The sequence below is a fragment of the Pseudomonas sp. 43mfcvi1.1 genome, assembly GCF_900115935.1.
Lineage (GTDB): Bacteria > Pseudomonadota > Gammaproteobacteria > Pseudomonadales > Pseudomonadaceae > Aquipseudomonas > Aquipseudomonas bijieensis.
The window spans coordinates 170,913-195,314 of record NZ_UETT01000011.1; the positions used below are offsets into that span (position 1 = coordinate 170,913).

20 protein-coding genes and 1 pseudogene are annotated in these 24,402 nt (G+C 61.0%); 10 read left to right on the top strand and 11 right to left on the bottom strand.

The window, feature by feature from the left end; translation table 11 throughout:
* Window positions 1–10 precede the first annotated feature (10 nt).
* From dbpA to yccS, 3 genes are all read left to right on the top strand, one after another.
* On the top strand, window positions 11–1,348 hold the full coding sequence (gene dbpA, locus DTP52_RS21110; RefSeq protein ID WP_232199893.1) for an ATP-dependent RNA helicase DbpA: 1,338 nt from the start codon (window positions 11–13) through the stop codon (window positions 1,346–1,348).
* A gap of 187 nt (window positions 1,349–1,535) precedes the next feature.
* The gene (locus DTP52_RS21115) at window positions 1,536–2,714 is read left to right on the top strand and encodes an NAD(P)/FAD-dependent oxidoreductase (protein WP_109755065.1); all 1,179 of its coding nucleotides are present in this window, start codon (window positions 1,536–1,538) and stop codon (window positions 2,712–2,714) included.
* A 276-nt stretch (window positions 2,715–2,990) separates the two neighbouring features.
* The gene (yccS, locus tag DTP52_RS21125; protein ID WP_109755066.1) at window positions 2,991–5,174 is read left to right on the top strand and encodes a YccS family putative transporter; all 2,184 of its coding nucleotides are present in this window, start codon (window positions 2,991–2,993) and stop codon (window positions 5,172–5,174) included.
* Window positions 5,175–5,334: 160 nt separating this feature from the next.
* Here yccS and DTP52_RS21130 read toward each other — a convergent pair whose 3' ends face one another.
* Window positions 5,335–6,072, bottom strand: coding sequence for an ABC transporter substrate-binding protein (locus DTP52_RS21130; protein WP_109755067.1), 738 nt, complete (start codon window positions 6,070–6,072; stop codon window positions 5,335–5,337).
* Window positions 6,073–6,332: 260 nt separating this feature from the next.
* On the opposite strand from DTP52_RS21130, the gene DTP52_RS21135 reads away from it, so the two are divergent.
* Window positions 6,333–6,785 (top strand): GNAT family N-acetyltransferase, encoded by a 453-nt coding sequence (locus DTP52_RS21135; RefSeq protein ID WP_109755068.1) that lies wholly within the window; start codon window positions 6,333–6,335, stop codon window positions 6,783–6,785.
* Between the two features lie 127 nt (window positions 6,786–6,912).
* Here DTP52_RS21135 and DTP52_RS21140 read toward each other — a convergent pair whose 3' ends face one another.
* Genes DTP52_RS21140 through DTP52_RS21150 form a run of 3 tightly spaced genes read right to left on the bottom strand, consistent with a single transcriptional unit; the run spans window position 6,913 to window position 9,883 of the window.
* Window positions 6,913–7,209, bottom strand: coding sequence for a helix-turn-helix domain-containing protein (locus DTP52_RS21140; protein ID WP_109755069.1), 297 nt, complete (start codon window positions 7,207–7,209; stop codon window positions 6,913–6,915).
* A 4-nt stretch (window positions 7,210–7,213) separates the two neighbouring features.
* On the bottom strand, window positions 7,214–7,717 hold the full coding sequence (locus DTP52_RS21145) for a M48 family metallopeptidase (protein WP_109755070.1): 504 nt from the start codon (window positions 7,715–7,717) through the stop codon (window positions 7,214–7,216).
* A 42-nt stretch (window positions 7,718–7,759) separates the two neighbouring features.
* Window positions 7,760–9,883 (bottom strand): bifunctional diguanylate cyclase/phosphodiesterase, encoded by a 2,124-nt coding sequence (locus tag DTP52_RS21150; protein WP_109755071.1) that lies wholly within the window; start codon window positions 9,881–9,883, stop codon window positions 7,760–7,762.
* A gap of 321 nt (window positions 9,884–10,204) precedes the next feature.
* On the opposite strand from DTP52_RS21150, the gene DTP52_RS21155 reads away from it, so the two are divergent.
* The 4 genes from DTP52_RS21155 to DTP52_RS21170 all read left to right on the top strand — a co-directional run bounded on the left by DTP52_RS21155 (window position 10,205) and on the right by DTP52_RS21170 (window position 13,558).
* Window positions 10,205–10,870 (top strand): polysaccharide lyase family 7 protein, encoded by a 666-nt coding sequence (locus tag DTP52_RS21155; RefSeq protein WP_109755072.1) that lies wholly within the window; start codon window positions 10,205–10,207, stop codon window positions 10,868–10,870.
* Window positions 10,871–11,150: 280 nt separating this feature from the next.
* Window positions 11,151–11,819, top strand: coding sequence for a polysaccharide lyase family 7 protein (locus DTP52_RS21160; RefSeq protein ID WP_109755073.1), 669 nt, complete (start codon window positions 11,151–11,153; stop codon window positions 11,817–11,819).
* Window positions 11,820–12,147: 328 nt separating this feature from the next.
* Window positions 12,148–12,816: a polysaccharide lyase family 7 protein gene (locus tag DTP52_RS21165; protein WP_109755074.1), complete on the top strand. Its 669-nt coding sequence runs from the start codon at window positions 12,148–12,150 to the stop codon at window positions 12,814–12,816.
* 457 nt (window positions 12,817–13,273) lie between these two features.
* The gene (locus tag DTP52_RS21170; protein WP_109755075.1) at window positions 13,274–13,558 is read left to right on the top strand and encodes a fructose-bisphosphate aldolase; all 285 of its coding nucleotides are present in this window, start codon (window positions 13,274–13,276) and stop codon (window positions 13,556–13,558) included.
* Between the two features lie 955 nt (window positions 13,559–14,513).
* On the opposite strand, the gene fba is transcribed toward DTP52_RS21170, so the two are convergent.
* The 6 genes from fba to tkt all read right to left on the bottom strand — a co-directional run bounded on the left by fba (window position 14,514) and on the right by tkt (window position 20,874).
* Complete coding sequence (gene fba / locus DTP52_RS21185) at window positions 14,514–15,578, bottom strand: class II fructose-bisphosphate aldolase (RefSeq protein ID WP_003177554.1); 1,065 nt, start codon at window positions 15,576–15,578, stop codon at window positions 14,514–14,516.
* Between the two features lie 243 nt (window positions 15,579–15,821).
* Window positions 15,822–16,154: an MliC family protein gene (locus DTP52_RS21190; RefSeq protein ID WP_109755078.1), complete on the bottom strand. Its 333-nt coding sequence runs from the start codon at window positions 16,152–16,154 to the stop codon at window positions 15,822–15,824.
* Window positions 16,155–16,210: 56 nt separating this feature from the next.
* Window positions 16,211–16,435 carry a hypothetical protein gene (locus DTP52_RS21195; protein WP_109755079.1) on the bottom strand — a complete coding sequence of 75 codons (225 nt, stop codon included), beginning with the start codon at window positions 16,433–16,435 and terminating at the stop codon, window positions 16,211–16,213.
* Between the two features lie 31 nt (window positions 16,436–16,466).
* Window positions 16,467–17,630: a phosphoglycerate kinase gene (locus DTP52_RS21200; protein WP_109755080.1), complete on the bottom strand. Its 1,164-nt coding sequence runs from the start codon at window positions 17,628–17,630 to the stop codon at window positions 16,467–16,469.
* Between the two features lie 24 nt (window positions 17,631–17,654).
* Window positions 17,655–18,710, bottom strand: a complete 1,056-nt coding sequence (epd, locus tag DTP52_RS21205; RefSeq protein WP_109755081.1) for an erythrose-4-phosphate dehydrogenase — start codon at window positions 18,708–18,710, stop codon at window positions 17,655–17,657.
* A 166-nt stretch (window positions 18,711–18,876) separates the two neighbouring features.
* On the bottom strand, window positions 18,877–20,874 hold the full coding sequence (gene tkt / locus DTP52_RS21210; protein ID WP_109755082.1) for a transketolase: 1,998 nt from the start codon (window positions 20,872–20,874) through the stop codon (window positions 18,877–18,879).
* Between the two features lie 291 nt (window positions 20,875–21,165).
* On the opposite strand from tkt, the pseudogene DTP52_RS21215 reads away from it, so the two are divergent.
* A pseudogene (locus tag DTP52_RS21215) lies at window positions 21,166–22,160 on the top strand (ArsR/SmtB family transcription factor).
* 19 nt (window positions 22,161–22,179) lie between these two features.
* The gene (gene metK / locus DTP52_RS21220; RefSeq protein ID WP_003177547.1) at window positions 22,180–23,370 is read left to right on the top strand and encodes a methionine adenosyltransferase; all 1,191 of its coding nucleotides are present in this window, start codon (window positions 22,180–22,182) and stop codon (window positions 23,368–23,370) included.
* Between the two features lie 222 nt (window positions 23,371–23,592).
* Here metK and DTP52_RS21225 read toward each other — a convergent pair whose 3' ends face one another.
* Window positions 23,593–24,213 carry a LysE family translocator gene (locus tag DTP52_RS21225; protein WP_109755084.1) on the bottom strand — a complete coding sequence of 207 codons (621 nt, stop codon included), beginning with the start codon at window positions 24,211–24,213 and terminating at the stop codon, window positions 23,593–23,595.
* Window positions 24,214–24,402 lie beyond the last annotated feature (189 nt).

A 24,402-nucleotide genomic window follows, 5' to 3' on the forward strand; every position in this document is an offset into this window, starting at 1 on the left:
GTCCGCCGCCATGCTGGCTAACCTCGAATCACTCGGTTATGCCCAGATGACGCCGATCCAGGCGCAGAGCTTGCCGGTGATTCTCAAGGGCATGGACCTGATCGCCCAGGCCAAGACCGGCAGCGGCAAGACCGCGGCCTTCGGCATCGGCCTGCTGAACCCGATCAACCCGCGTTTCTTCGGCTGCCAGGCACTGGTGATGTGCCCGACCCGCGAGCTGGCCGACCAGGTCGCCAAGGAAATCCGCCGCCTGGCCCGCGCCGAAGACAACATCAAGGTCCTGACCCTGTGCGGTGGCGTGTCCTTCGGTCCGCAGATCGCCTCCCTGGAACACGGCGCCCACATCATCGTCGGCACGCCGGGACGCATCCAGCAACACCTGCGCAAGGGTTCACTGGTGCTCGACGGCCTCAACACGCTGATCCTCGACGAAGCCGACCGCATGCTCGACATGGGTTTCTACGACGCCATCGAAGACATCATCCAGCAGACCCCGGAACGCCGCCAGACACTGCTGTTCTCCGCCACCTACCCGGTGGGCATCAAGCAACTGTCGTCCAAGTTCATGCGCAACCCGCAGCAAGTGAAGGCCGAGGCGTTCCACTCCGACGCGCAGATCGAGCAGCGTTTCTACGAGATCTCTCCCGAAGAGCGCATGGACGCGGTGGTCAAGGTGCTGGCGCATTTCCGCCCGGCCTCCTGCGTGGCGTTCTGCTTCACCAAGCAGCAGGTCCAGGAAACCGTCGACCATCTGACGTCCAAGGGCATCTCCGCCGTCGGCCTGCACGGCGACCTGGAACAGCGTGACCGCGACCAGGTGCTGGCGATGTTCGCCAACCGCAGCACCTCGGTGCTGGTGGCCACCGACGTGGCGGCCCGCGGCCTGGACATTGATGCCCTGGACATGGTGATCAACGTCGAACTGGCCCGGGACTCGGAAATCCACATCCACCGCGTCGGACGCACCGGTCGCGCCGGCGAGAAAGGCATCGCCATCAGCCTGGTGGCGCCATCCGAAGCCCACCGCGCCCAGGCCATCGAGCAACTGCAGAAGTCGCCCCTGAGCTGGGACCAACTGGACAACCTCAAGTCCCAGGGCGGCGGCCCGCTGCTGCCAGCCATGAGCACCCTGTGCATCGGCGCCGGGCGCAAGGACAAGGTCCGCCCCGGCGACATCCTCGGTGCCCTGACCGGCGAGGCCGGCATCCCCGGCGCCCAGGTCGGCAAGATCGCGATCTTTGATTTCCAGGCCTACGTGGCCGTGGAGCGCGGCATCGCCAAACAGGCCCTGCAACGCCTGAACGATGGCAAGATCAAGGGCCGGTCGTTGCGGGTGCGGATCCTGTAATCCAATCGCCTGACAAACAGAGATCAAACTGTGGGAGCGAGCTGTGTGGGAGCAAGGCTTGCCCGCGATGAAAACGCCGCGGTCTCTTGAGGACTCCAGCGCCTGGATCGCGAGCAAGCTTTGCTCCCACACAGCCCGCTCCCACAGTGGTTTTCGGTGAAATTAGAATTTGTGAGAGGACACCGTTTTGCGCTCTACCGAAGTCGTGATCATTGGCGCTGGCGCCGCGGGGTTGATGTGCGCGCTGACCGCCGCCGCGCGCGGGCGGCAGGTGATGTTGCTGGACCACGCCAACAAGGCTGGCAAGAAAATCCTCATGTCGGGCGGTGGACGCTGCAATTTCACCAACATGTACACCGAGCCGGGCAATTTTCTCTCGCAGAACCCGCACTTCTGCAAGTCGGCCCTGGCCCGCTACACCCAATGGGACTTCATTGCCCTGGTGGCCAAGCACGGCGTGCCTTATCACGAGAAAAAGCTCGGCCAGTTGTTCTGCGATAACAAGTCCAGCGACATCCTCGGCCTGCTGCTCGATGAATGCGACCAGGCGGGCGTCAACCTGCACCTGGACACCTCGATCACGCAGATCGAAAAAACCGACGGCGGCTACCTGCTGCAAACCACCCTCGACACCATCGCCTGCCAATCCCTGGTGATCGCCACGGGCGGGCTGTCGATCCCGACCCTGGGGGCGACCGGTTTCGGTTACCAGGTGGCCAAGCAGTTCGGTCACCAACTGCTGCCGACCCGTGCCGGGCTGGTGCCGTTCACCATCACCGACCAGCTCAAGGCGCTGTGCACCGAGCTGTCAGGGACATCGGTGGATTGCCTGGTGAGCTGCAACGAGCAGAGCTTTCGCGAGAACATCCTGTTCACCCATCGCGGCCTGAGCGGTCCGGCGATCCTGCAGATTTCCTCGTTCTGGGAGCCGGGGGACACGGTGCAGATCAACCTGCTGCCTGACCACGACGTTCCGCAATGGCTGCAACAGCAGCAGGCCGAACGCCCCAACAGCGAACTGAAAACCCTGCTGGGCGAGCTGTTCACCAAGAAAATGGCCAACCTGTTGGCCGACACCTGGTTCGTCTCCAAACCCATGAAGCAATACACCCACGCGGAACTGGCGGACATCGCCGAGAAACTGGCATGTTGGAACCTCGTCCCCGCCGGCACCGAAGGCTACCGCACCGCCGAAGTCACCCTGGGCGGCGTCGACACTCGGGAAGTCTCGTCCAAGACCATGGAATCACTGAAAAGCCCCGGGCTGTATTTCATTGGCGAAGTGCTGGACGTCACCGGGCACCTGGGCGGGTTCAACTTCCAGTGGGCGTGGGCTTCGGGATACGCTGCCGCGCAATACGTCTGAGCCCAATCGATGCTGAGCCTGCTTTTGTGGCGAGGGAGCTTGCTCCCGCTCGACTGCGCAGCAGTCGCAAAACAGGCACCGTGCTCTATCTGAAAGAGCGCGCGTAGACCAAAGGGGCTGCTTCGCAGCCCAGCGGGAGCAAGCTCCCTCGCCACAGATAAAGTGGCCTCAGGTGTCCCCCGGAACACTTTTTGCTGTCAGATGTGATCGCCGCCATTGCGTCGGCGTCATTACTGCCTCAATTTAGCGTCATTGCCCGTCAGGCCCGTGCACTTCATGTCATCGAACTCGTTTAGCCAGTCTTTGCGTCGCCTTTGGGCGTTGGATAAGTTCAGTTATAGCGTGCGGGTGTTCATCGCCCTGACCGGCAGCATGGGGCTGTGCTGGTATCTCGATGAGATGGCATTGCTGATCCCCCTGTTCCTGGGCATCATCGCCAGCGCCCTGGCCGAGACCGACGACGGTTGGCAGGGCCGCCTCAACGCGCTGGCCGTGACCCTGGTGTGTTTCACCGTCGCGGCGCTGTCGGTGGAGTTGCTGTTCCCCTACCCCGTCCTGTTCATCATCGCCCTGGCCCTGGCGGCCTTTGGCCTGACCATGCTCGGCGCCCTGGGTGAGCGCTATGGCGCCATCGCTTCGGCCACGTTGATTCTTTCGGTCTACACCATGATCGGCGTGGACCAGCGCGGTGGCGCGGTCACCGACTTCTGGCATGAACCCCTGCTGCTGGTCGCCGGTGCCGCGTGGTACGGCTTGCTGTCGGTATTGTGGCAGGCATTGTTTTCCAACCAACCGGTGCAACAAAGCCTGGCGCGGCTGTTTCGTGAGCTGGGGCGCTATTTGAAACTCAAATCGTCGCTCCTGGAGCCGATCCGCCAACTGGACATCGAAGCCCGACGCCTGGAGCTGGCCCAGCAAAACGGCCGGGTGGTCGCTGCACTCAACAGCGCCAAGGAAATCATCCTGCACCGCGTGGGCAACGGCCGGCCCGGGTCGAAAGTCAGCCGCTACCTGAAGCTGTACTTCCTGGCCCAGGACATCCACGAACGCGCCAGCTCTTCGCACTACCCCTACAACGCCCTGGCCGAGGCCTTCTTCCACAGTGACGTGCTGTTCCGCTGCCAGCGCCTGCTGCGCCAGCAAGGCAAGGCCTGCCAGGCGTTGGCCGAGTCGATCCAGCTACGCCAGCCGTTCGTCTACGACGACACCTTCGCCGAGGCGCTCAACGACCTGCACGCCTCCCTCGAACACCTGCGCATCCAGAGCAACCCGGCCTGGCGCGGCTTGTTGCGTTCGTTGCGGGCACTGTCGGTGAACCTTGCCACCATGGACCGCCTGCTCAGCGACGCGAGCAACCCCGACGCCCTGGCCGACGCCACCGACAGCAGCCTGCTCGACCGCTCGCCGCGCAGCCTCAAGGATGTCTGGCTGCGCTTGCGCACTCAGCTCACGCCCACCTCGCTGCTGTTCCGCCATGCCCTGCGCTTGCCCCTGGCTCTAAGCGTGGGTTACGCCGTGGTGCACATGATCCACCCGTCCCAGGGCTACTGGATCATCCTCACCACGCTGTTCGTGTGCCAACCCAACTACGGTGCCACCCGGCGCAAGCTCGGCCAACGGATCATCGGCACGGCCATCGGCCTGACGGTGGCCTGGGCGTTGTTCGATCTGTTTCCCAACCCACTGGTGCAATCGAGCTTCGCCATTGCCGCCGGGGTGGTGTTCTTTACCAACCGCACGACCCGCTACACCCTGGCAACTGCCGGGATCACCATCATGGTGCTGTTCTGCTTCAACCAGGTGGGCGACGGCTACGGGCTGCTGCTGCCGCGGTTGTTCGATACCCTGCTCGGCAGCCTGATCGCCGGGCTTGCGGTGTTCCTGTTCCTGCCCGACTGGCAAGGTCGGCGGCTGAACAAGGTGTTGGCCAACACGCTGACCTGCAACAGCATTTACCTGCGCCAGATCATGCAGCAATACGCCGCCGGCAAAAGCGACGACCTGGCCTACCGCCTGGCCCGGCGCAACGCCCACAACGCCGACGCCGCGCTGTCCACCACGTTGGCGAACATGCTCATGGAGCCGGGGCATTTCCGTAAGGAAGCCGATGTGGGGTTCCGCTTCCTGGTGCTGTCCCACACGCTGCTCAGTTACCTGTCCGGCCTGGGTGCCCACCGAGGCACCGAACTGCCGGCGCAGGTACGCGAGCAACTGATCGACGGTGCGGGGGTGAAATTGGCGGCAAGCATCGACGAAATTGCCCAGGGCCTGGCGAGTAAAACGCCGATTGTGGTCCAAAGCGACGAGGAGGAGGCCCTGGCCAATGAGCTTGAGCAGATGCCCGATGAAATCGACGAAGGCCAGCGCTTGGTGCAGACGCAATTGGGGTTGATCTGTCGGCAACTCGGTCCATTGCGGACCTTGGCGGCGCATTTGGTCAAGGACACCAGCGAGGCTTGAGGCTTGAGGCTTGAGGCTTGAGGCTTGAGGCTTGTGGCGGTTAGGCGGGCCTCATCGCGAGCAGGCTCGCTCCCACAGTGGATTGTTGGCGTACATAGACCTTGTGTTACAGCAGGTCCATGTGGGGGCGCGCCTGCTCGCGATAGGGGCGGCTCAGGCCCTACATCCCATGTGCCTTCAACAACCGCGCATAACTCCCATCCGCCTTCATCGCCGCGATCTCCCGGTCAAACCCGGCCACGATCTGCTCATGCTCCGGGCTCTTCAGGCTGACCAGGATGTGCAGGCTGTTTTCACTCAATGGCTTGGGCAGGAATTCCACGGCGCTACGCACCTTGGCCGATTCGCGGGCCAGGTAATAGCGCGCGACGTATTCGTCCTCCAGGGTCAACTTCACGCGGTCGGCCGCCAGCATGCGCACCGCCATCGCGAAGTTGTGCACAGGAACTTTCTGCATTTGCGGGTCTTCGTCGAAGTCCTTGGAATAGGCATAACCGCGGACCACGGCGATGGGATAGGCGTGCAGCTGTTGCAGGCTGTCGAACTGGATCGATTCGTCCTTGCGCTTGATGAAGCGCACGCGGTTGAGCAGGTATTCGGCCGAGAACTGGCCGATTTGAGTGCGCTCCTCGCTGTACCAGGCGTTGACCAGCACGTCATAGCGGCCCTCGCTGATACCCAGCATCGCCCGGGCCCAGGGCACCTGTTCGAAGTCCGTGGCATAGCCGGCCCGCGCCAGGGCCGTGGCGACGATATCAGTCGCCAGGCCGCCATTGACCAGCGTGGAATCGGTAAAGGGTGGCCAGGCATCGGCGACCAGACGCAGCTTTTGCGCGCAAGCCTCGTAGCTCAGCAACAGCAACCCGATCAATGCAAGAGCTCGATGCAATCGCGGCATGCCAAACATCCTTGACGGGTTCAAAGCCCGGTTTGTTTTTAGCCGAAACCCAACGGATATCCTCAGACATCCGGTCCTAACATTAGCTCATTGCAACCGCTACGCAGCGCTGTCACGAAGATTACACAAAGAAGACAACGCCGCGACAGGGGAATGATGGCATTTTGGTCTTTGTCACAGATTTTCCAGCCACCCGAGGAAAGAGACTTCCGGGCAAAGCACGCTTAATATCGGCATCAGGTTCTTCAGGAAATTCCAAAATGGATATCGAATGGGTCTGCAAACATCACAGTGACCTGAGCAAGGAGCAGCTGTACGCCATCCTCAAACTGCGTGCCGAGGTGTTTGTCGTCGAACAGAACTGCGCCTACCCGGACGTCGATGGGCTGGACCTGGAAGGCGACACCTGCCATCTGATGGCCTGGCAGGACAACCACCTGGTGGCCTACCTGCGTTTGCTCGATCCGCACTCGCAGAACAGTGACGTGGTGATCGGACGGGTAATCATCGCACCGCAAGCGCGCGGCCAGGGACTAGGCCACACACTGATGGAAGAGGCGCTGAAGCAGGCCGAGAAACATTGGCCCGGCACGTCGATCTCATTGTCGGCCCAGGCGCATTTGCAGGGGTACTACGGGCGGTATGGGTTTGAGGTGGTGGGTGTGGAATATCTGGAGGATGGGATTCCACACATCGGTATGCATCGGCCCTGAGAATGCTTTCGCGAGCAGGCTCGCTCCCACAGTGGATCTTCAGTGAACACAAAATCTGTATACGAAGATGAATAAAATGTGGAAACGAGCCTGCTCGCGAAGGGGCCCGCACCGACACCGACATAACTCAGGGATACTCCAGCACCGCCTTGATCCGCTGCAAATTCCCCTCGATCCACCCCCGATCGATCGCCCCCCAATCGCGAATCCGATAACGCCCGGCATGATTGCGTGCGCCCTGCTCCTGCTCGAACTCACAAATGATATCCAGGTCAGCCAGCGCGGCGACGGTGTCCTGGGCGGTGCGCCGTGGCATGCCGGTGGCTTCGGTGAGAGCCGGGATGTTGCTGGCCACGCCGCTGTCGATCAGGTACGCCACATACAAACGACGGTAGAAGCTGGTCTTGGTCTTGCTGACGTCCATCGGGTCATTCCTTGTGGGGTTGCAGGTCCCGCCAGGTCAGGTACACCCGCAGGTCGAATTCCAACTGGTGATAGCCCGGCAGCATGTGCTCGCAGAGTTGGTAGAACGCCTTGTTGTGGTCCGACTCCTTGAAGTGCGCCAGTTCGTGCACCACGATCATGTTCAGGAACTCGGGCGCCGCGTCCTTGAACAGCGCAGCGATGCGGATTTCCTTCTTGGCCTTTAGCTTGCCGCCCTGCACCCGCGATACCGCCGTGTGCAGGCCGAGGGCGCGGTGGGTCAGGTCCAGGCGATTGTCGAACAGCACCTTGTCGATGGCTGGCGCGTTACGCAGGTATTGCTGCTTGAGATCCAGCGCATAACTGTACAGAGCCTTGTCGCTCTGGATCGGATGCCGCCCGGGATAGCGCTGTTGCAAGTAATCGCCCAGACGGTCCTGGGCGATCAATTGCTGCACTTGGGCTTGCAGGGCGGCGGGATAGGCCTGGAGGTATTTGAGCGCGGTCATCAAGAGGCAACACTGTCACAAGAGGCCGCTAGTGTAGCGAATTCAGGCCTGCACCGCGCTCCAGTCGAATGGTGTGGCGAAGGCATTGGTGTCTTCGGCCATCAAGGGCCGCGCCACGAGGAACCCCTGCACGTACTCACAGCCATGGGCCTGCAACCACCGATATTGCTCGTGGGTTTCCACCCCTTCGGCAATCACCCGCAAGCCCAGTTGCGTACACAGGTCGATCACCGAGGCGGCCAACGCGGCATCCCGGGGCGACCCTGGCAGGCGGGCAATCAAGTGTCGGTCGAGCTTGAGCGTATCGAGCTCAAGGTCGCGCAGATGGGTCAGTGAGCAAGGCCCCGAACCGAAGTCATCCAAGGCCACGCGCACCCCGAGGTGGCGCAGCAGGCGCAATTGCTTTTGGGTTTCATCGGGATTGCGCATCAGCGCGTCCTCGGTCACCTCGACCTCCAACTGTCGAGGCTTCAAGGCATGGCGTTCCAGGACCTGGCGCAACTCGGTCACCAGGTTTGGCATGCCGAACTGAGTACTGCTCAGGCTCACTCCCAACACCAGGTCATCAGCGAACAAGCGCTCCCAGACTTTGCGCTGGGCAGCGCTGCGATGATAAATCCAGCTGCCCAGCCGACTGATCAACCGCGCCTCTTCCAGCAAGGGCAGGAACAGGCCCGGCGGAACATCGCCGACGCTGGGGTGCTGCCAGCGCAACAACGCCTCGAACCCGCGAATCCGCCCGTCGACGATACTCACCTGCGGCTGGTAGACCATATTGAAATCGCGATTCTCGATGGCCGAGCGCACGCTCTCTTCGAGCATCAGCCGTGAACGGGCTCGACCGTTCATTTCGTGGTCGTAAAAACGGTATTGCTGGCGACCGGCACGCTTGGCTTCGTACATGGCGATATCGGACGCCCGCAGCAACCCATCGAGATTGGCGCCACAATCCGGGTACGTCGCGATACCGATGCTGGCCCCCAGGGCCACGTCCATGCCTTCGATCTGCTGGCAGATCGCGACTCGCTCGATAAGCTTCTCTGCGATCTTGGCCGCCTGCTCGGGAAATTCCAGGTCCAGCAGCGCCGTGAACTCGTCCCCGCCCAGCCGCGCCAGGATATCGAATGGCCGCAGGCACGCCTTCAACTGCTCCGATACCCAGCGCAATACCCGGTCGCCGGCATCGTGCCCCAGCGAGTCATTGACCCGCTTGAAGCCATCGAGGTCCAGGTACAGCAGCACCCAGTTGCTCTCCAGTCGCTCGCTGCGCATCAACAGGTTTTCCGCGGTCTGGTAGAACCCGCGGCGGTTGAGCAATCCGGTCAGCGGGTCTGTGACAGCCTGGTATTCGAGTTGCTGATGCAAGTGGCGCACCACGGACATGTCCTGGAGTGTCACCACCATCGCTTTCTGCTCCGAGGGCAACGGCGCACAAGACAAGGCCACCGACACCTGTTGGCCGGGTGCAGTGCGCAGGACTGCATCATGCAAACGCCAGGTTTCACCACGACGGTAGGCGTTGTGGATATCGGAATCGATCCATTCGGGGATGTGCGGTTTCTGCAGGAAATCCAGGAACGGCATGTCCTGCAAATGCTCGGCGGTGGCATTGAGCAAGCGGCAGGTCGACGGGTTGGCGAAACGAATACACCCATTCTCATCCACCACCAGGATGCCTTCGGCGGCGTTGTCCAGCACCGAGGCGTTGAAAGCCCTGGCCGCTTCGAGATCCTGGCTCAGGCGCTGCAAGGCCCGGCGATTGCGCTGGTGCTCGAGCAACGCCTGGACCTTGGGCTTGAGGATCTGCGGATCGAAGGGTTTGAACAGGTAATCCACGGCGCCACTGGCGTAGCCCTTGATCACCGCATCCTGGGATTGTTCGTTGGCGGTCAGGAAAATGATCGGCGTGAGCCGCGTGCGCTGGCTGCCGCGCATCAGGCGCGCCACTTCGAAACCGTCCATGTCGGGCATCTGCACATCCAGCAGAACCAGGTCGATGTCATGTTCGAGCAGCAGGTTAAGCGCCTCGACCCCCGAGGACGCGGTCATGACTTGCCAATCCTGACGCTGCAACAAGGCTCGCATGCTGAGCAGGTTTTCAGGGTAATCATCAACAATCAAAAGGACAGAGCTGTCTTCGCCGAGCGGTGGTTGCGCGCATTCCATGCTGCTTCTCTTATCGGGCGCCACGTCCGTTTTTACGTAGCAAAGCGGACAAATACTGTCCCCTCACTCTAGACCGGGATTTTGAAAAGCAGTAGGTGTCAACGCGCCATCATCCAGGCAAAGCCCGAAATAGCCGACTAACGGTCACCCTCCTCGGGCACAGAAACTGCAAAGACATCTTCGACAGACAATTGACGTCAGTCATCCGCCGGACGGTTATCAAAAAATTTCCCTTCTGCGTGATTAATCCGCCCACAAGCTCGGGCTAGAGCCTCTCGTTGGGCGTTCAGCATTTTCACTCCCGTTACGTAGGATCCGATCATGATTGATCTCGCCACCTGGAACCTGAGCATCCCCGAAGGTAGCCCACCGACGACCATCGAAACCTCTCAACTGGTGCAAGGGTTCCAGAACCAGTATTTCCATGCCGACTCCGGCACGGTGTTTTTCTGGGCACCGGTAACCGGCGCCACGACCGCCAATGCTATTTATCCGCGCAGTGAACTTCGTGAAACCTACAGCAACGGTACCTTGCGCAATTGGCTGTACTCGGCGGCGGACAACAAGCTGGCTGCCACCCTGGCCGTCAGCCAGGTGCCCAGCTCCGGCAAGGTCGTCATTGGTCAGATCCATACCAAGGACAGCACCAGCCCCCTGGTGAAGCTGGAATACCAATACAAGACCTACAGCTCCACCGGCAACATTGTCGCCAAGGTGCGCATGCGCCCCGACGACGAATCGGGTCAAGTCATCACCATCGCCACGGGCATAAAGCTCAACCAGTCCTTCTCTTACCTGATCCATCTCAGCCCCGCCGGCGTCCTGACCATCAATGGTGCGGGTTACCAGTGGAGCTCCCCCATCAGTTCCACTTGGAGCGACAAGCCGCTGTACTTCAAGGCGGGCGTGTACGTGCAGGACAACACCGGTTATCCCACCGAAGGCGGGACCGTGACGTTCAGCCTGCTGGATATCGATCACCTCTAGACGCTTTGCGGGGCGCCAGGGCAGCAACGCAATGCTGCCCGCCCACGCGACCCTATCAATTCGAAATCGTTCAGTGCGAGCTTGAAACTGCCGACTAACGGTTGCCTATCCAGGCACAGATGCTGCAAATGACCTATTCGACGAACAATTGACGTCAAACATCCGCCGGATGGTCATTCAAAAATCTCCTTCCTGCGTGATCAACACACCCCAAATGCTTGGAGTAGAGCCTCCCGCTTTGGTCCTCAGCACTTTTACGCCCGTTACGCAGGATCCGACCATGATTGATCTCAACACCTGGAACTTGAGCATCCCCGAAGGCAGCCCGGCAATGACCATCGAAACGCCGCGGCTGGCGCAAGGCTTCAAGGACGAATATTTCCATTCCGACACCGGCACGCTGTTCTTCTGGGCGCCGGTGACCGGCACCAAGACTGCAAACGCGATTTATCCGCGCAGCGAACTGCGGGAAACCTACAGCGACGGCACCCTGCGCAACTGGCTGTATCCGGCGGCGGACAACATCCTGCGTGCCGCCGTCACCGTCAACCAGGTGCCCAGTAGCGGCAAGATCGTGATCGGTCAGATCCACACCAAAGACAGCACCAGCCCGATGGTGAAACTGGAGTACCAATACAAGGCCTACAGCTCCACCGGAAATATCGTCGCCAAGGTACGCATGCGTCCTGATGACGAAACGGGCCAGGTCATCACCATTGCCACCGGCGTGAAGCTCGACCGCAGCTTTACCTACATGATCCACCTCAGCCCGAAGGGCGCGCTGGGCATCAGTGCGGCGGGTTACAACTGGAGAACCACTATCGACCCGTCCTGGAAGGTCAAACCGCTGTATTTCAAGGCGGGCGTGTACGTGCAGGACAACACCGGCTACACCACCGAAGGCGGAAAGGTGACGTTCAGCCAGCTGGATATCGACCACAACATCTGATCGCTTTTCCTGGCGCCATGGCAGCACGGATGCTGCCTGTGCCCTCCCTCACCCTTGGATATTCGCGCCTCAAGCGCCATCGAACACAGGCCGTGTGTGCGGTGCCATATCGCCATCGTTCAAAAAAATTCCGCTTTAACCGACTAACGGTCACTTGTCTCGGGCACCAAACCGGCAAACGCCACTCTGACGGTCTGCTGACGTCAACCCTCCGCCGGACCCACGTGGAAAACGTTCGATCCCGCTTCCTCCTGGCGCCAGCGAAAGCGCGTCCTAGAGCCTTCGGCTGTGGCGTAAATCATTTCTTATGTACAGAAAGGATCCGAGCATGGTCGATCTTGCAACCTGGAACTTGAGCATCCCCGAGGGCAGCCCGCCGAAAACCATTGAAACGCCTCGGCTGGTGGATGGGTTCAAGGATAAATATTTCAACTCAGAAGGCAGCACGGTGTATTTCTGGTCACCGGTCACCGGCACCAAGACTGAAAACGCGATTTATCCGCGCAGCGAATTACGAGAGACTTATAAAGACGGCACCTTGCGCAATTGGTTGTATCCCGATGCCGACAATAAATTGAGCGCGACCCTGGTGGTCAACCAAGTCCCCAGCAGCGGCAAGATCGTTATCGGTCAGATTCATGCCAAGGACAGCAGCAAGCCCATGGTGAAGCTGGAGTACCAATACAAGGATGCCAGCAACACCGGGGACATTGTCGCCAAAGTGCGCATGCGCCCCGATGATGACGAAGGTCGGGTCATTACCGTCGCCAACGGTGTGAAACTTAATCAGGCCTTCAATTATCGGCTCCACCTCGACCGTACCGGTGACCTGGGCATCACTGCGGCGGGTCGTAGCTGGTACACCACCGTCAGCGCCAAATGGAAGGTCAAGCCGTTGTACTTCAAGGCTGGGGTGTATGTGCAGGACAACAGCGGCTATACCAGCGAAGGTGGGAAAGTGACGTTCAGCAAGCTGGATATCGATCACAACACTTAAAAAGTGCTTCCGAAAATCTCGTAGGAAACATCCCCTTGTGGCGAGGGGATTTATCCCCGCTGGGCTGCGCAGCAGCCCTCTCCTTTCGTCAGACCTACCGCATGCGCCGGTTTTGCGGCGGCTGCGCTCCAGAGCGGGGACTAGCTTCCTCGCCACAAGAGCCCGGTGCGTCCTACAGGTCGATTTTGGCTTCGAGAATCTCCTCTATAGTTCGGTGGGTCTGCTGGCTTTGGTCGGTGGGCAAGGGTTTCGCAGCCCCAGTGAGTTAGAATCACGACCGTCAAAAATCGGCGTAGGGGCATCCTGCCTACGTTCGGCTTTTTATGGCGGCTGTGTGTGGGAGATCTTCGGGTCTGCCGGGTGCTAACTCCTCGGTCTGCGAACCCGCACATGGCTGCCACCCATTTGTTTCGCAGCAAACAGTGGCAAATACTTTTTCTTGAGTTAGAGGTTTGTCATGAAAGCCGAACAATCGCTTAGTCGCTTCACCCCTCTCACCCCGATCGCCACCACCCAACCTGTCCTGTTCATCGACAAAACCGTCCCGCTAACAGAGCTTCACGCCTGTGCCAGCGAGCGCCTGCATGCCACCCTCGATTACTTGACGCTCATGGCCTGCGCCAGCCTGCGAGACTCGGCCGCCAGCGACTTCAATACCCTTACCAATGTGGCTCGGATCCTGGTCCAGGATGTCACCGACGTGTTTGGCGTCATTGAACAGCGCGGCCTCGAAGACCAATAAAGATCCCTGTGGGAGCGAGCTTGCTCGCGATAGCGCTGGATCAGCGGCAGAGATGTTGGCTGACACGGCGCTATCAAGATCTGTGTGTATATCCGTTGCTGCGGTAACGGCCACTTAGGGTTCCGCTCTTACAGCGGGTCACTTTCGAAAAGCGCGAAAGTAACCAAAGCGCTCCTGCCCCACCACTCGGTGCCTCGCCTAGGCTCGGCATGCCCTCACTCCGGCATTGCTCCGTGGGCCCGCCGCGAAGGGCCATCCATGGCCCAGCGCGGCTATCCCGGCATCCATGCCGGGATGCCCACTGCGCAATGCCTGCGTTCGGCCATCGTGGTTAACGGGGCGCCAAAATCTACGTCCATCGCGAGGCGGCCTGATAGCCGGCCTGGCTCTTGTGGGGTGTACACCCATCAGACCTGTTTGGGCTGGACCTGTTTGAGCAGGACCTGTGGGAGCAAAGCTTGCTCGCGAGGCGGCCTTATAGCCGACCTGCTCTTGCGGGTGTACCCAGTCCAATTGTGGGAGCGGGCTTGCTCGCGAAGGCTGCGGTACATTCAGCATTGATGCAAGCAGGCCCACCGCTTTCGCGAGCAAGCCCGCTCCCACAGGAGAAACGCAGTCCCACCAAGAAACAGGTCGGCTATAAGGCCGCCTCGCGGTGGACGTAGATTTTGGCGCCCCGTTAACCACGATGGCTGAACGCAGGCATTGGGCCATGGATGGCCCTTCGCGGCGGGCCCACGGACCAATGCCGGAGTGAGGGCATGCCGAGCCTAGGCGAGGCACCGAGTGGTGGGGCATAAAGCGTTTTGCTTACTTTTGCGCTTCTCAAAAGTGAGCCGCTGTAAGAGCGGAACCATAAGTAGCCGTTACCAAAGAAACGGATATACACACAAAACCCTGAAGCCCAAAAAATAAAAAACCCGCATCACTGCGGGTTCTTTAATAACGCGAAAGCTTAGTTAACCTTAGCGTTCAACTCACCTTTCAGATACCGCTGATACATCGCTTCCAACGAGATCGGCTTGATCTTGGAGGCGTTGCCGGCAGTGCCGAACGCTTCGTAACGCGCGATGCACACGTCGCGCATGGCCGTCACGGTCGCGCCGAAGAACTTACGCGGATCGAATTCGCTCGGGTTGGTCGCCATCAAACGACGCATGGCACCGGTGGACGCCAGGCGCAAATCAGTATCGATGTTGACCTTGCGCACGCCGTACTTGATGCCTTCGACGATTTCTTCAACCGGCACGCCGTAGGTTTCCTTGATGTCGCCGCCGTACTGGTTGATGATCGCCAGCCACTCCTGCGGAACCGAGGAAGAACCGTGCATCACCAGGTGGGTGTTGGGGATGCGCTTGTGGATTTCCTTGATGCGGTCGATGGCCAGCACGTCGCCGGTAGGTGGCTTGGTGAACTTGTAGGCGCCGTGGCTGGTGCCGATGGCGATGGCCAGGGCGTCGACCTGGGTCTTCTTGACGAAGTCCGCGGCTTCTTCCGGGTCGGTCAGCATCTGACTGTGATCCAGCACGCCTTCGGCGCCGATGCCATCTTCTTCACCGGCCATGCCGGTTTCCAGCGAGCCCAGGCAACCCAGCTCACCCTCTACCGAAACGCCGCAGGCGTGGGCCATGGCGACGGTCTGCTGGGTGACGCGTACGTTGTACTCGTAGTCGGTCGGGGTCTTGCCGTCTTCGCCAAGGGAACCGTCCATCATCACCGAGCTGAAGCCCAGTTGAATGGAGCGCTGGCAGACGTCAGGGCTGGTGCCGTGGTCCTGGTGCATGCACACCGGGATGTGCGGGAATTCTTCGATCGCCGCCAGGATCAGGTGACGCAGGAATGGCGCACCGGCGTATTTGCGGGCACCGGCCGAAGCCTGGACGATCACCGGAGAGTCAGTCTTGTCAGCGGCTTCCATGATGGCGCGCATCTGCTCAAGGTTGTTGACGTTAAAGGCTGGAACGCCGTAGCCGAACTCGGCTGCGTGGTCCAGCATCTGACGCATGCTGATAAGTGCCATTGTGTCTCTCTCCCGGTCGAGGGTCGTTAATCGTGCCAGCCTGCCGGAGCGGCGGCGGCTATTCAAGTCATTGCGGATCGGGGGTGACCCCGGCCTGCGTGTTCGGTGAAACAAAATCTCGAAACTATAGAGGCCCCTGTGGGAGCGAGCCTGCTCGCGATGAGGGCCTAACAGTCAACATCTCTGGCGCCTGATACATCGCTATCGCGAGCAGGCTCGCTCCCACATTGGCTATCTATTGAATCAGTCAGCCTTACAGCCACGCCCAATCAAGTCATTGGTGGCAACCCAGTACACCAGGCCTTCCTCACCCTTGACGTGAAACGCCAGCATGTCATCGCTGTACAGCGAACCTTCGGCTCCCGGCTCAAGCTTGAGGCGATAAACCTTATCGGCACCGCCCAGGCGTACGTCGACTTCCTTGCGGGCCGCATCGGCGTAGCGCCAAAGCACCTTGGCCTCGCTGTCACAGGTCCAGGTCGTCCAACCTTCAACAGGTTCGGCGGTGTGCAAGAAGTCCAACTGCGCACAACCACCCAGCAATGCCAACGCCACGACGGCGATCAAGCCTTTCATCCGTGTTCCTCGACTGACGGCACACGCCGCCAGCCCTGAGTTAAGAGTCAGACCCGTCAAGGACAACCATGTTCCTTGACCGGGGTTTGCGTCTCGTATTTGTCCAGGCCATCCGGTCCGGAACGCTTGTTCAGCACCGGGTTGGTCTCGGCCTGCCAGTCGGCCTGGTAGCAGCCCTCTTCAGGCGCCGGCGTCCCGGTTTCCGGGGCCGTTGCCTTTGGGCTGCTCGAACAGGCCACCAACATCGTCGCGGCCAGCAGCAACGTGAACGTCTTGACCATCAGAACACTCCTTTGCCTGGTCAACGCAGCGTCAGGCCTTGGCCCGGCTTTCCAGGACTTCCACGGCAGGCAGCACTTTACCCTCGACGAATTCGAGGAAAGCACCGCCACCGGTAGAAATGTAGGAGATCTGTTCGGCCACGCCATATTTGTCGATGGCCGCCAGGGTGTCGCCGCCACCGGCGATGGAGAACGCAGCGCTTTCGGCGATGGCCTGGGCCAGCACCTTGGTGCCGTTGCCGAATTGGTCGAACTCGAACACACCGACCGGACCGTTCCACAGGATCGTCTGGGAGGATTTCAGCAGTTCGGCGAAGTTGGCCGCGGTTTGCGGGCCGATGTCGAGGATCATGTCGTCCTCGGCCACGTCAGCGATCAGCTTGACGGTGGCGGTGGCACTTTCGGCGAATTCCTTGGCCACGACCACGTCCACTGGCAATGGCACGCTGACCTTGGCGGCAATTTCCCGGGCGGTGTCCAGCAGGTCCGGCTCGTACAGGGATTTGCCGACCGGGTGACCGGCAGCGGCGAGGAACGTGTTGGCGATGCCGCCACCGACGATCAACTGGTTGCAGACCTGGCTCAGGCTGTTGAGCACGTCCAGTTTGGTGGAGACCTTGGAGCCGGCAACAATGGCGGCCATCGGCTGGGCCGGCGAACCCAGGGCCTTGCCCAGTGCTTCCAGTTCGGCGGCCAGCAGCGGGCCGGCAGCGGCGACTTTGGCGAACTTCGCCACGCCATGGGTCGAGCCCTCGGCGCGGTGGGCGGTGCCGAACGCGTCCATCACGAACACGTCGCACAGGGCAGCGTATTGCTGGGCCAGTTCGTCGGCGTTCTTTTTCTCGCCCTTGTTGAAGCGCACGTTTTCGAACAGCACGACATCGCCGGGCTTCACGTCCACACCACCCAGGTAGTCAGCGACCAGTGGCACGTCACGGCCCAAGGCACGGCTGAGGTAATCGGCTACCGGCTTGAGGCTGTTTTCCGCCGAGAACTCGCCTTCGGTCGGACGGCCCAGGTGGGAGCAGACCATCACGGCCGCGCCTTTTTCCAGGGCCAGCTTGATGGTCGGCAGCGAAGCCAGGATACGCGCGTCGCTGGTGACGACACCGTCCTTGACGGGGACGTTGAGGTCTTCGCGGATCAGTACGCGCTTACCTTGCAGATCGAGGTCGGACATCTTCAACACGGTCATGGGTCGCAATTCCTGGGTAACTGTTTAGAGAGCAGGTTTTTTAGAAGCGGTTTGCAGGTAATGCTCGGCAACGTCCAGCATTCGGTTGGCAAACCCCCATTCGTTGTCGAACCAGGCCAGGATGTTCACAAGCCTTGGCCCGGAAACACGGGTCTGGCTGGCATCGACGATGGCCGAATGCGGGTCATGGTTAAAATCACAACTGGCGTGAGGCAACTCGGTGTAGGCCAGAAGGCCTTTGAGCGGGCCGCTGGTGGCGGCTTCGCGCAGGATCCGGTTGACCTCGGTGGCGTCGGTATCGCTCACGGTCTGCATCGTGATATCGAGGCAGGACACGTTGACCGTCGGCACCCGCACGGCTTTGGCCTGAATTCGCCCGGCAAGTTCCGGCAACAGCCGTTCAATGCCGCGCGCCAGACCAGTGGACACCGGAATCACCGACTGGAACGCCGAACGAGTGCGACGCAGGTCCTCGTGGTGATAGGCGTCGATCACCGGCTGGTCGTTCATCGCCGAGTGGATGGTGGTGATCGACACGTATTCCAGGCCGATTGCCTGGTCCAGCAGGCGCAACAGCGGCACGCCGCAGTTGGTGGTGCAGGACGCGTTGGACACCAACAGCTCGTCGCCGCTCAGGCAATCCTGGTTCACACCGTAGACGATGGTGGCATCGACATCCGCCTCGCTGGCCATTGGCTGGGAGAACAACACCCGTGGCGCACCGGCCGCGAGGAAGCGCTGGCCGTCTTCGCGGGTGTGGTAGGCACCGGAGCATTCGAGCACCAGGTCGACGTCCAGGGACGCCCAGTCGATGCCTTCGGGGGTGGCACTGCGCAGGACTTTCACGCAGTCGCCATTAATATGCAGACAATCGCCCTCGACCCGCACTTCACCGGGAAACCGGCCGTGGGTGGAGTCAAAGCGTGTCAGGTATTCGATGCTGGCCATGTCGGCCAGATCGTTGATGGCCACGATCTCGAACCCGGCCTTGGCCCCTCGCTCGAACAACGCACGCAAGACGCAACGACCAATCCGGCCGTAGCCGTTGAGTGCAACTTTGTAGGGACGCGGTTGGGGCATGGGGGTTCTCTGACCAGGGTTAATCCATGGAAGCGCTGGATGTTCCGCACTCATCGCGGGCAAGCCTTGCTCCCACAGGATGGCATTTTCCCAATGGGAGCGTGCACATCCTGTGGGAGCAAGGCTTGCCCGCGATGGCATCAGAACAGGCGATACATTCCTGGACTTAGTCTTCCAGCAGCTCTTCAGCCTGACCCAGGATGTTCTCCAGGGTGAAGCCGAACTCCTCGAACAACGCCGGCGCAGGCGCCGATTCGCCGTAGGTGGTCATGCCGATCACGCGGCCTTCCAGGCCCACGTACTTGTACCAGTAATCGGCGTGAGCAGCCTCGATGGCGATCCGCGCACTAACCTGCAGCGGCAACACCGCTTGCTTGTAGCCGGCATCCTGGGCATCGAACACGCTGGTGCAAGGCATGGAGACCACACGCACGTTGCGGCCCTGGGCGGTCAGCTTGTCGTAGGCCTGGACGGCCAGGCCAACTTCGGAACCGGTGGCGATCAGGATCAGTTCTGGCTCGCCGATGCAGTCCTTGAGCACGTAGCCACCGCGGGTGATGTCGCCGATCTGGTCGGCATCACGGTTCTGGTGCTGCAGGTTCTGGCGGGAGAAGATCAGCGCCGACGGGCCGTCGTTACGCTCGATGGCGTACTTCCAGGCCACTGCCGATTCCACCGCATCGCATGGGCGCCAGGTGTCCAGGTTCGGCGTGCAGCGCAGGCTGGCCAGTTGCTCGATCGGCTGGTGAGTCGGGCCGTCTTCGCCCAGGCCGATGGAGTCGTGGGTGAACACGTAGAGCACGCGTTTTTTCATCAGCGCCGACATGCGCACGGCGTTGCGGGCATATTCCATGAACATCAGGAAAGTCGCGCCGTACGGCACCAGGCCGCCGTGGAGAGCCACGCCGTTCATGATCGCGCTCATGCCGAACTCGCGCACGCCGTAGTACATGTAGTTGCCGCTGGCGTCTTCGGCGCTGACGCCTTTGCAGCCTTTCCACAGGGTCAGGTTGGAGCCGGCCAGGTCGGCCGAACCGCCCAGCAGTTCCGGCAGCAATGGGCCGAAGGCGTTCAGGGTGTTCTGGCTCGCTTTACGGCTGGCAATGGTTTCGCCCTTGGCGGCGACTTCAGCGATGTAGGCCGAGGCTTTTTCGGCGAAGTCGGCTGGCAGCTCGCCGCTGAGACGACGGACCAGTTCGTTTGCCAACTCAGGGAATTCGGCGGAGTAAGCCGCGAAACGCTGGTCCCACTCGGCTTCGAGCGCACGACCTTTTTCCTTGGCATCCCATTCGGCATAGATGTCGGCCGGGATTTCGAACGGACCGTGGTTCCACTTCAACGCGGCGCGAGTCAGGGCGATCTCCTCGGCACCCAGTGGCGCGCCGTGGCAGTCTTCCTTGCCTTGTTTGTTCGGCGAACCGAAGCCGATAGTGGTCTTGCAGCAGATCAGGGTCGGCTGGGCGCTCTTGCGGGCCGTCTCGATGGCGGTCTTGATCTCTTCCGGATCGTGACCGTCGACGTTGCGGATCACCAACCAGTTGTAGGCTTCGAAGCGCTTGGGGGTGTCGTCGGTGAACCAGCCTTCGACTTCGCCATCGATGGAGATGCCGTTGTCGTCATAGAAGGCGATCAGCTTGTCCAGGCCCAGGGTGCCAGCCAGGGAGGCGACTTCATGGGAAATGCCTTCCATCATGCAGCCATCACCCAGGAACACGTAGGTGTGGTGATCGACGACGTTATGCCCTGGGCGGTTGAACTGCGCCGCCAGGACTTTTTCGGCCAGGGCAAAGCCCACGGCGTTGGCCAGGCCCTGGCCCAGCGGGCCGGTGGTGGTTTCCACGCCTGGGGTGTAGCCGTATTCCGGGTGGCCCGGGGTGCGGCTGTGCAGCTGGCGGAAGTTCTTCAGGTCATCGATCGACAGGTCGTAGCCGGTCAGGTGCAGCAGCGAGTAGATCAACATCGAACCGTGGCCGTTGGACAGCACGAAGCGGTCACGGTCGGCGAACGATGGGTTGCTCGGACTGTGCTTGAGGTAGTCGCGCCAAAGCACCTCGGCGATATCCGCCATACCCATGGGGGCACCGGGATGGCCGCTGTTGGCTTTCTGCACGGCATCCATGCTGAGGGCACGAATGGCATTGGCACGCTCACGACGGCTGGGCATCGCTGTTCTCCTGCGGGTATTGAATCGAGAATGAATAAAACGAAACTGAAAAAGGCGAGCATTTTCCCTCACCCACCCGCCCCGGGGCAATGACAGATAGTCATCCTTGGGCGTTTTTCCGGTGGATAAAGTCGCATTCACCAGGTGAAACCTTTCCGCTGGTGGTTTGTAGAGTCAAGCACGGGTGGAGAAGTGCCATTTATCGAGCAATATCAAAACTTTTTGATATTGAACTTGCGATGATCCAAACCCCTCACTAGACTGCTTCACCATGAAACAGACTGCCTCATCATGAACTTACCCGCGCCCTCCATTCGCCATGACGACTGCGATGAGCTAGCGGCCCTTTGCAAGGCCGGCGGCGATCCGTTGCGGCTCAATGTATTGCGCGCCCTGGCCAACGACTCGTTCGGCGTGCTGGAACTGGCACAGATCTTCGGCATCGGCCAGTCCGGCATGAGTCACCACCTCAAGGTCCTGGCCCAGGCCGACCTGGTGGCGACCCGTCGGGAAGGCAACGCCATTTTCTATCGCCGCGCCCTGCCCCACAGCGATCTGCTGGGTGGCAAGCTGCACGCGGCGCTGCTGGACGAAGTGGACGCGCTGCCCCTGCCGACCGACGTGCAGGCTCGCATCGCCCAGGTACACGGGCAACGGGCCGCCGCCAGCCAGGACTTCTTCGCACGGGTCGCCGAGAAATTTCGCGCCCAGCAGGACCTGATCGCCGGCTTGCCGCAGTACCGCGAAAGCGTTGTGGCGCTGCTCGACAAACTGAGCTTCGAACCCGCGGCCACGGCGATCGAAGTCGGCCCCGGCGATGGCGCCTTTCTGCCGGAGCTGGCGCGACGCTTCAGCCAGGTGACGGCGCTGGACAACAGCCCGGCCATGCTCGAACTGGCGCGCCAGGTTTGCGAGCGCGAGGCCCTGGCTAATGTCAGCCTGCAACTGGCCGATGCACTGGATGGCATGAGCCTGCAGGCCGACTGCGTGGTATTGAACATGGTGCTGCATCATTTCGCCGCGCCGGCCGACGCACTCAGGCACATGGCCGGCCTGCTGCAACCGGGCGGCAGCTTGTTGGTGACGGAGTTATGCAGCCACAACCAGAGCTGGGCCAGGGAGGCCTGCGGCGATCTCTGGCTCGGGTTTGAACAGGACGACCTGGCCCGCTGGGCCACCGCTGCGGGCCTCGTGCCCGGGGAAAGCCTCTATATAGGCTTACGTAATGGTTTCCAGATCCAGGTTCGCCACTTTCAGCGGCCACTGGCGACACTCACCAACGGTAACTTGTAGGAAAACATCGAGATGAGCGAATACTCCCTTTTCACCTCCGAGTCCGTGTCTGAAGGGCATCCGGACAAAATCGCCGACCAGATTTCTGATGCGGTGCTGGACGCCATTATTGCTGAAGACAAGTTCGCCCGCGTGGCGTGCGAGACTCTGGTGAAAACGGGCGTGGCGATCATCGCCGGCGAAGTCACTACTTCGGCCTGGGTCGATCTGGAACAGATCGTCCGGGACGTCATCCTGGGCATTGGCTACAACAGTTCCGACGTCGGCTTCGACGGCGCGACCTGCGGCGTGATGAACATCATCGGCAAGCAGTCCCCCGACATCAACCAAGGCGTCGATCGGGCCAAGCCTGAAGACCAGGGCGCGGGCGACCAGGGCCTGATGTTCGGCTATGCCAGCAACGAGACCGACGTACTGATGCCGGCCCCGATCACCTTCTCGCACCAGTTGGTTCAACGTCAGGCCGAGGCTCGTAAATCCGGCCTGCTGCCTTGGCTGCGCCCGGACGCCAAGTCCCAGGTGACCTGCCGCTACGAAGGCGGCAAGGTAGTCGGTATCGATGCCGTCGTCCTGTCGACCCAGCACAACCCTGATGTGTCCTACAAAGACCTGCGCGAAGGCGTGATGGAACTGATCGTCAAGCACGTGCTGCCTGCCGAGTTGCTGTCCAAGGACACCCAGTTCCACATCAACCCGACCGGCCAGTTCATCATCGGCGGCCCGGTGGGCGACTGCGGCCTGACCGGGCGCAAGATCATCGTCGACAGCTACGGCGGCATGGCCCGTCACGGCGGCGGTGCGTTCTCCGGCAAGGACCCATCGAAGGTCGACCGTTCGGCGGCCTATGCCGGGCGTTATGTGGCCAAGAACATCGTGGCCGCCGGCCTGGCCGAGCGCTGCGAGATCCAGGTTTCCTACGCCATTGGCGTGGCGCAGCCTACGTCGATCTCGCTGAACACCTTCGGCACCGGCAAGATCGGCGATGACAAGATCATCAACCTGGTCCGCGAAGTGTTCGACCTGCGTCCATATGCCATCACCACCATGCTCGACCTGCTGCACCCGATGTACCAGGACACCGCCGCCTATGGTCACTTCGGTCGTACGCCGCAGACCAAGACCGTGGGTGACGATACCTTCACCACCTTCACCTGGGAAAAGACCGACCGCGCCGACGCCCTGCGCGCCGCTGCCGGCCTGTAACACCCACGTGTAAAGAAAAGCCCCTGGCGACTTGATCGCCAGGGGCTTTTTCATGCCTGGTGCTTGACCACTCAAAGGGTAAATTCATACCGGGGCCTTGTGACGATGGAATTTATCTGTGGGAGCAAGGCTTGCCCGCGATGAGGACAACTCGGTCCCTGTGGTAATGAGGCGCCTGTATCGCGGGCAAGCCTTGCTCCCACAAAATTCCCTCGCCGAAGCTCAAGATCGCCGCGCCACCAGCAAAAACGAAGCCGCACTGGCCAACAAGCCCGCACACAGCCGATTGAACAGCCGCTTGCCACTGGGCCGGGCGAACAACCGTCGCGCGTAAATCCCCATGTAGCAATACAACCCGATGGCGATGCACTCCAACGCCAGGAACAGGCCACCCAGCACGGCGAATTGTTGGGTGACGGTGCCTGTACGGTCGACGAACTGCGGCAGGAACGCAGTGAACAACAGGATCGCCTTCGGATTACCGATCGCCACCAGGAACTCCTGGCGCGCCAGGCCGGCCCTGCTCATCGACGCGACCGCCGCTTCGCTGCCAGCCTCGGGTTGGGCCCGCCACAATTGCACGGCCAGGTAGAACAGATAACCGGCACCGACAAGCTTGATCCCCAGGAACAACAGCTCCGAGGTATGCAGCACGGCGGTGAGCCCCACCGCGGCCAGGGCAATCATGATCGCAAAGGCCACCAGCCGACCGAGGCCACCGCTACACGCGCGAACGAAGCCATAGCGCGAAGCATTACTGATGGACAACAGGTTGTTCGGCCCCGGCGCCATGTTCAGCGCGAAGCAGGCCGGAATGAAAACGGCGAGGGTCGTCAGGTCCATCGGAACACTCCTGGCAGAGGCGAAACGAAGGTCCATTCTGCACCGGCCCTTGAGGGGTTCAAGGGACAGTTGCGCGGCTAAATCGTGCCGCACTGTACCGCCGCGACTTTGCCATCAAGCCTCGCAAAATCCGGTAACGCACTCGGACTCGCACCTCGAGCTACTGCAACTAGTCTTCAAGCACACCAC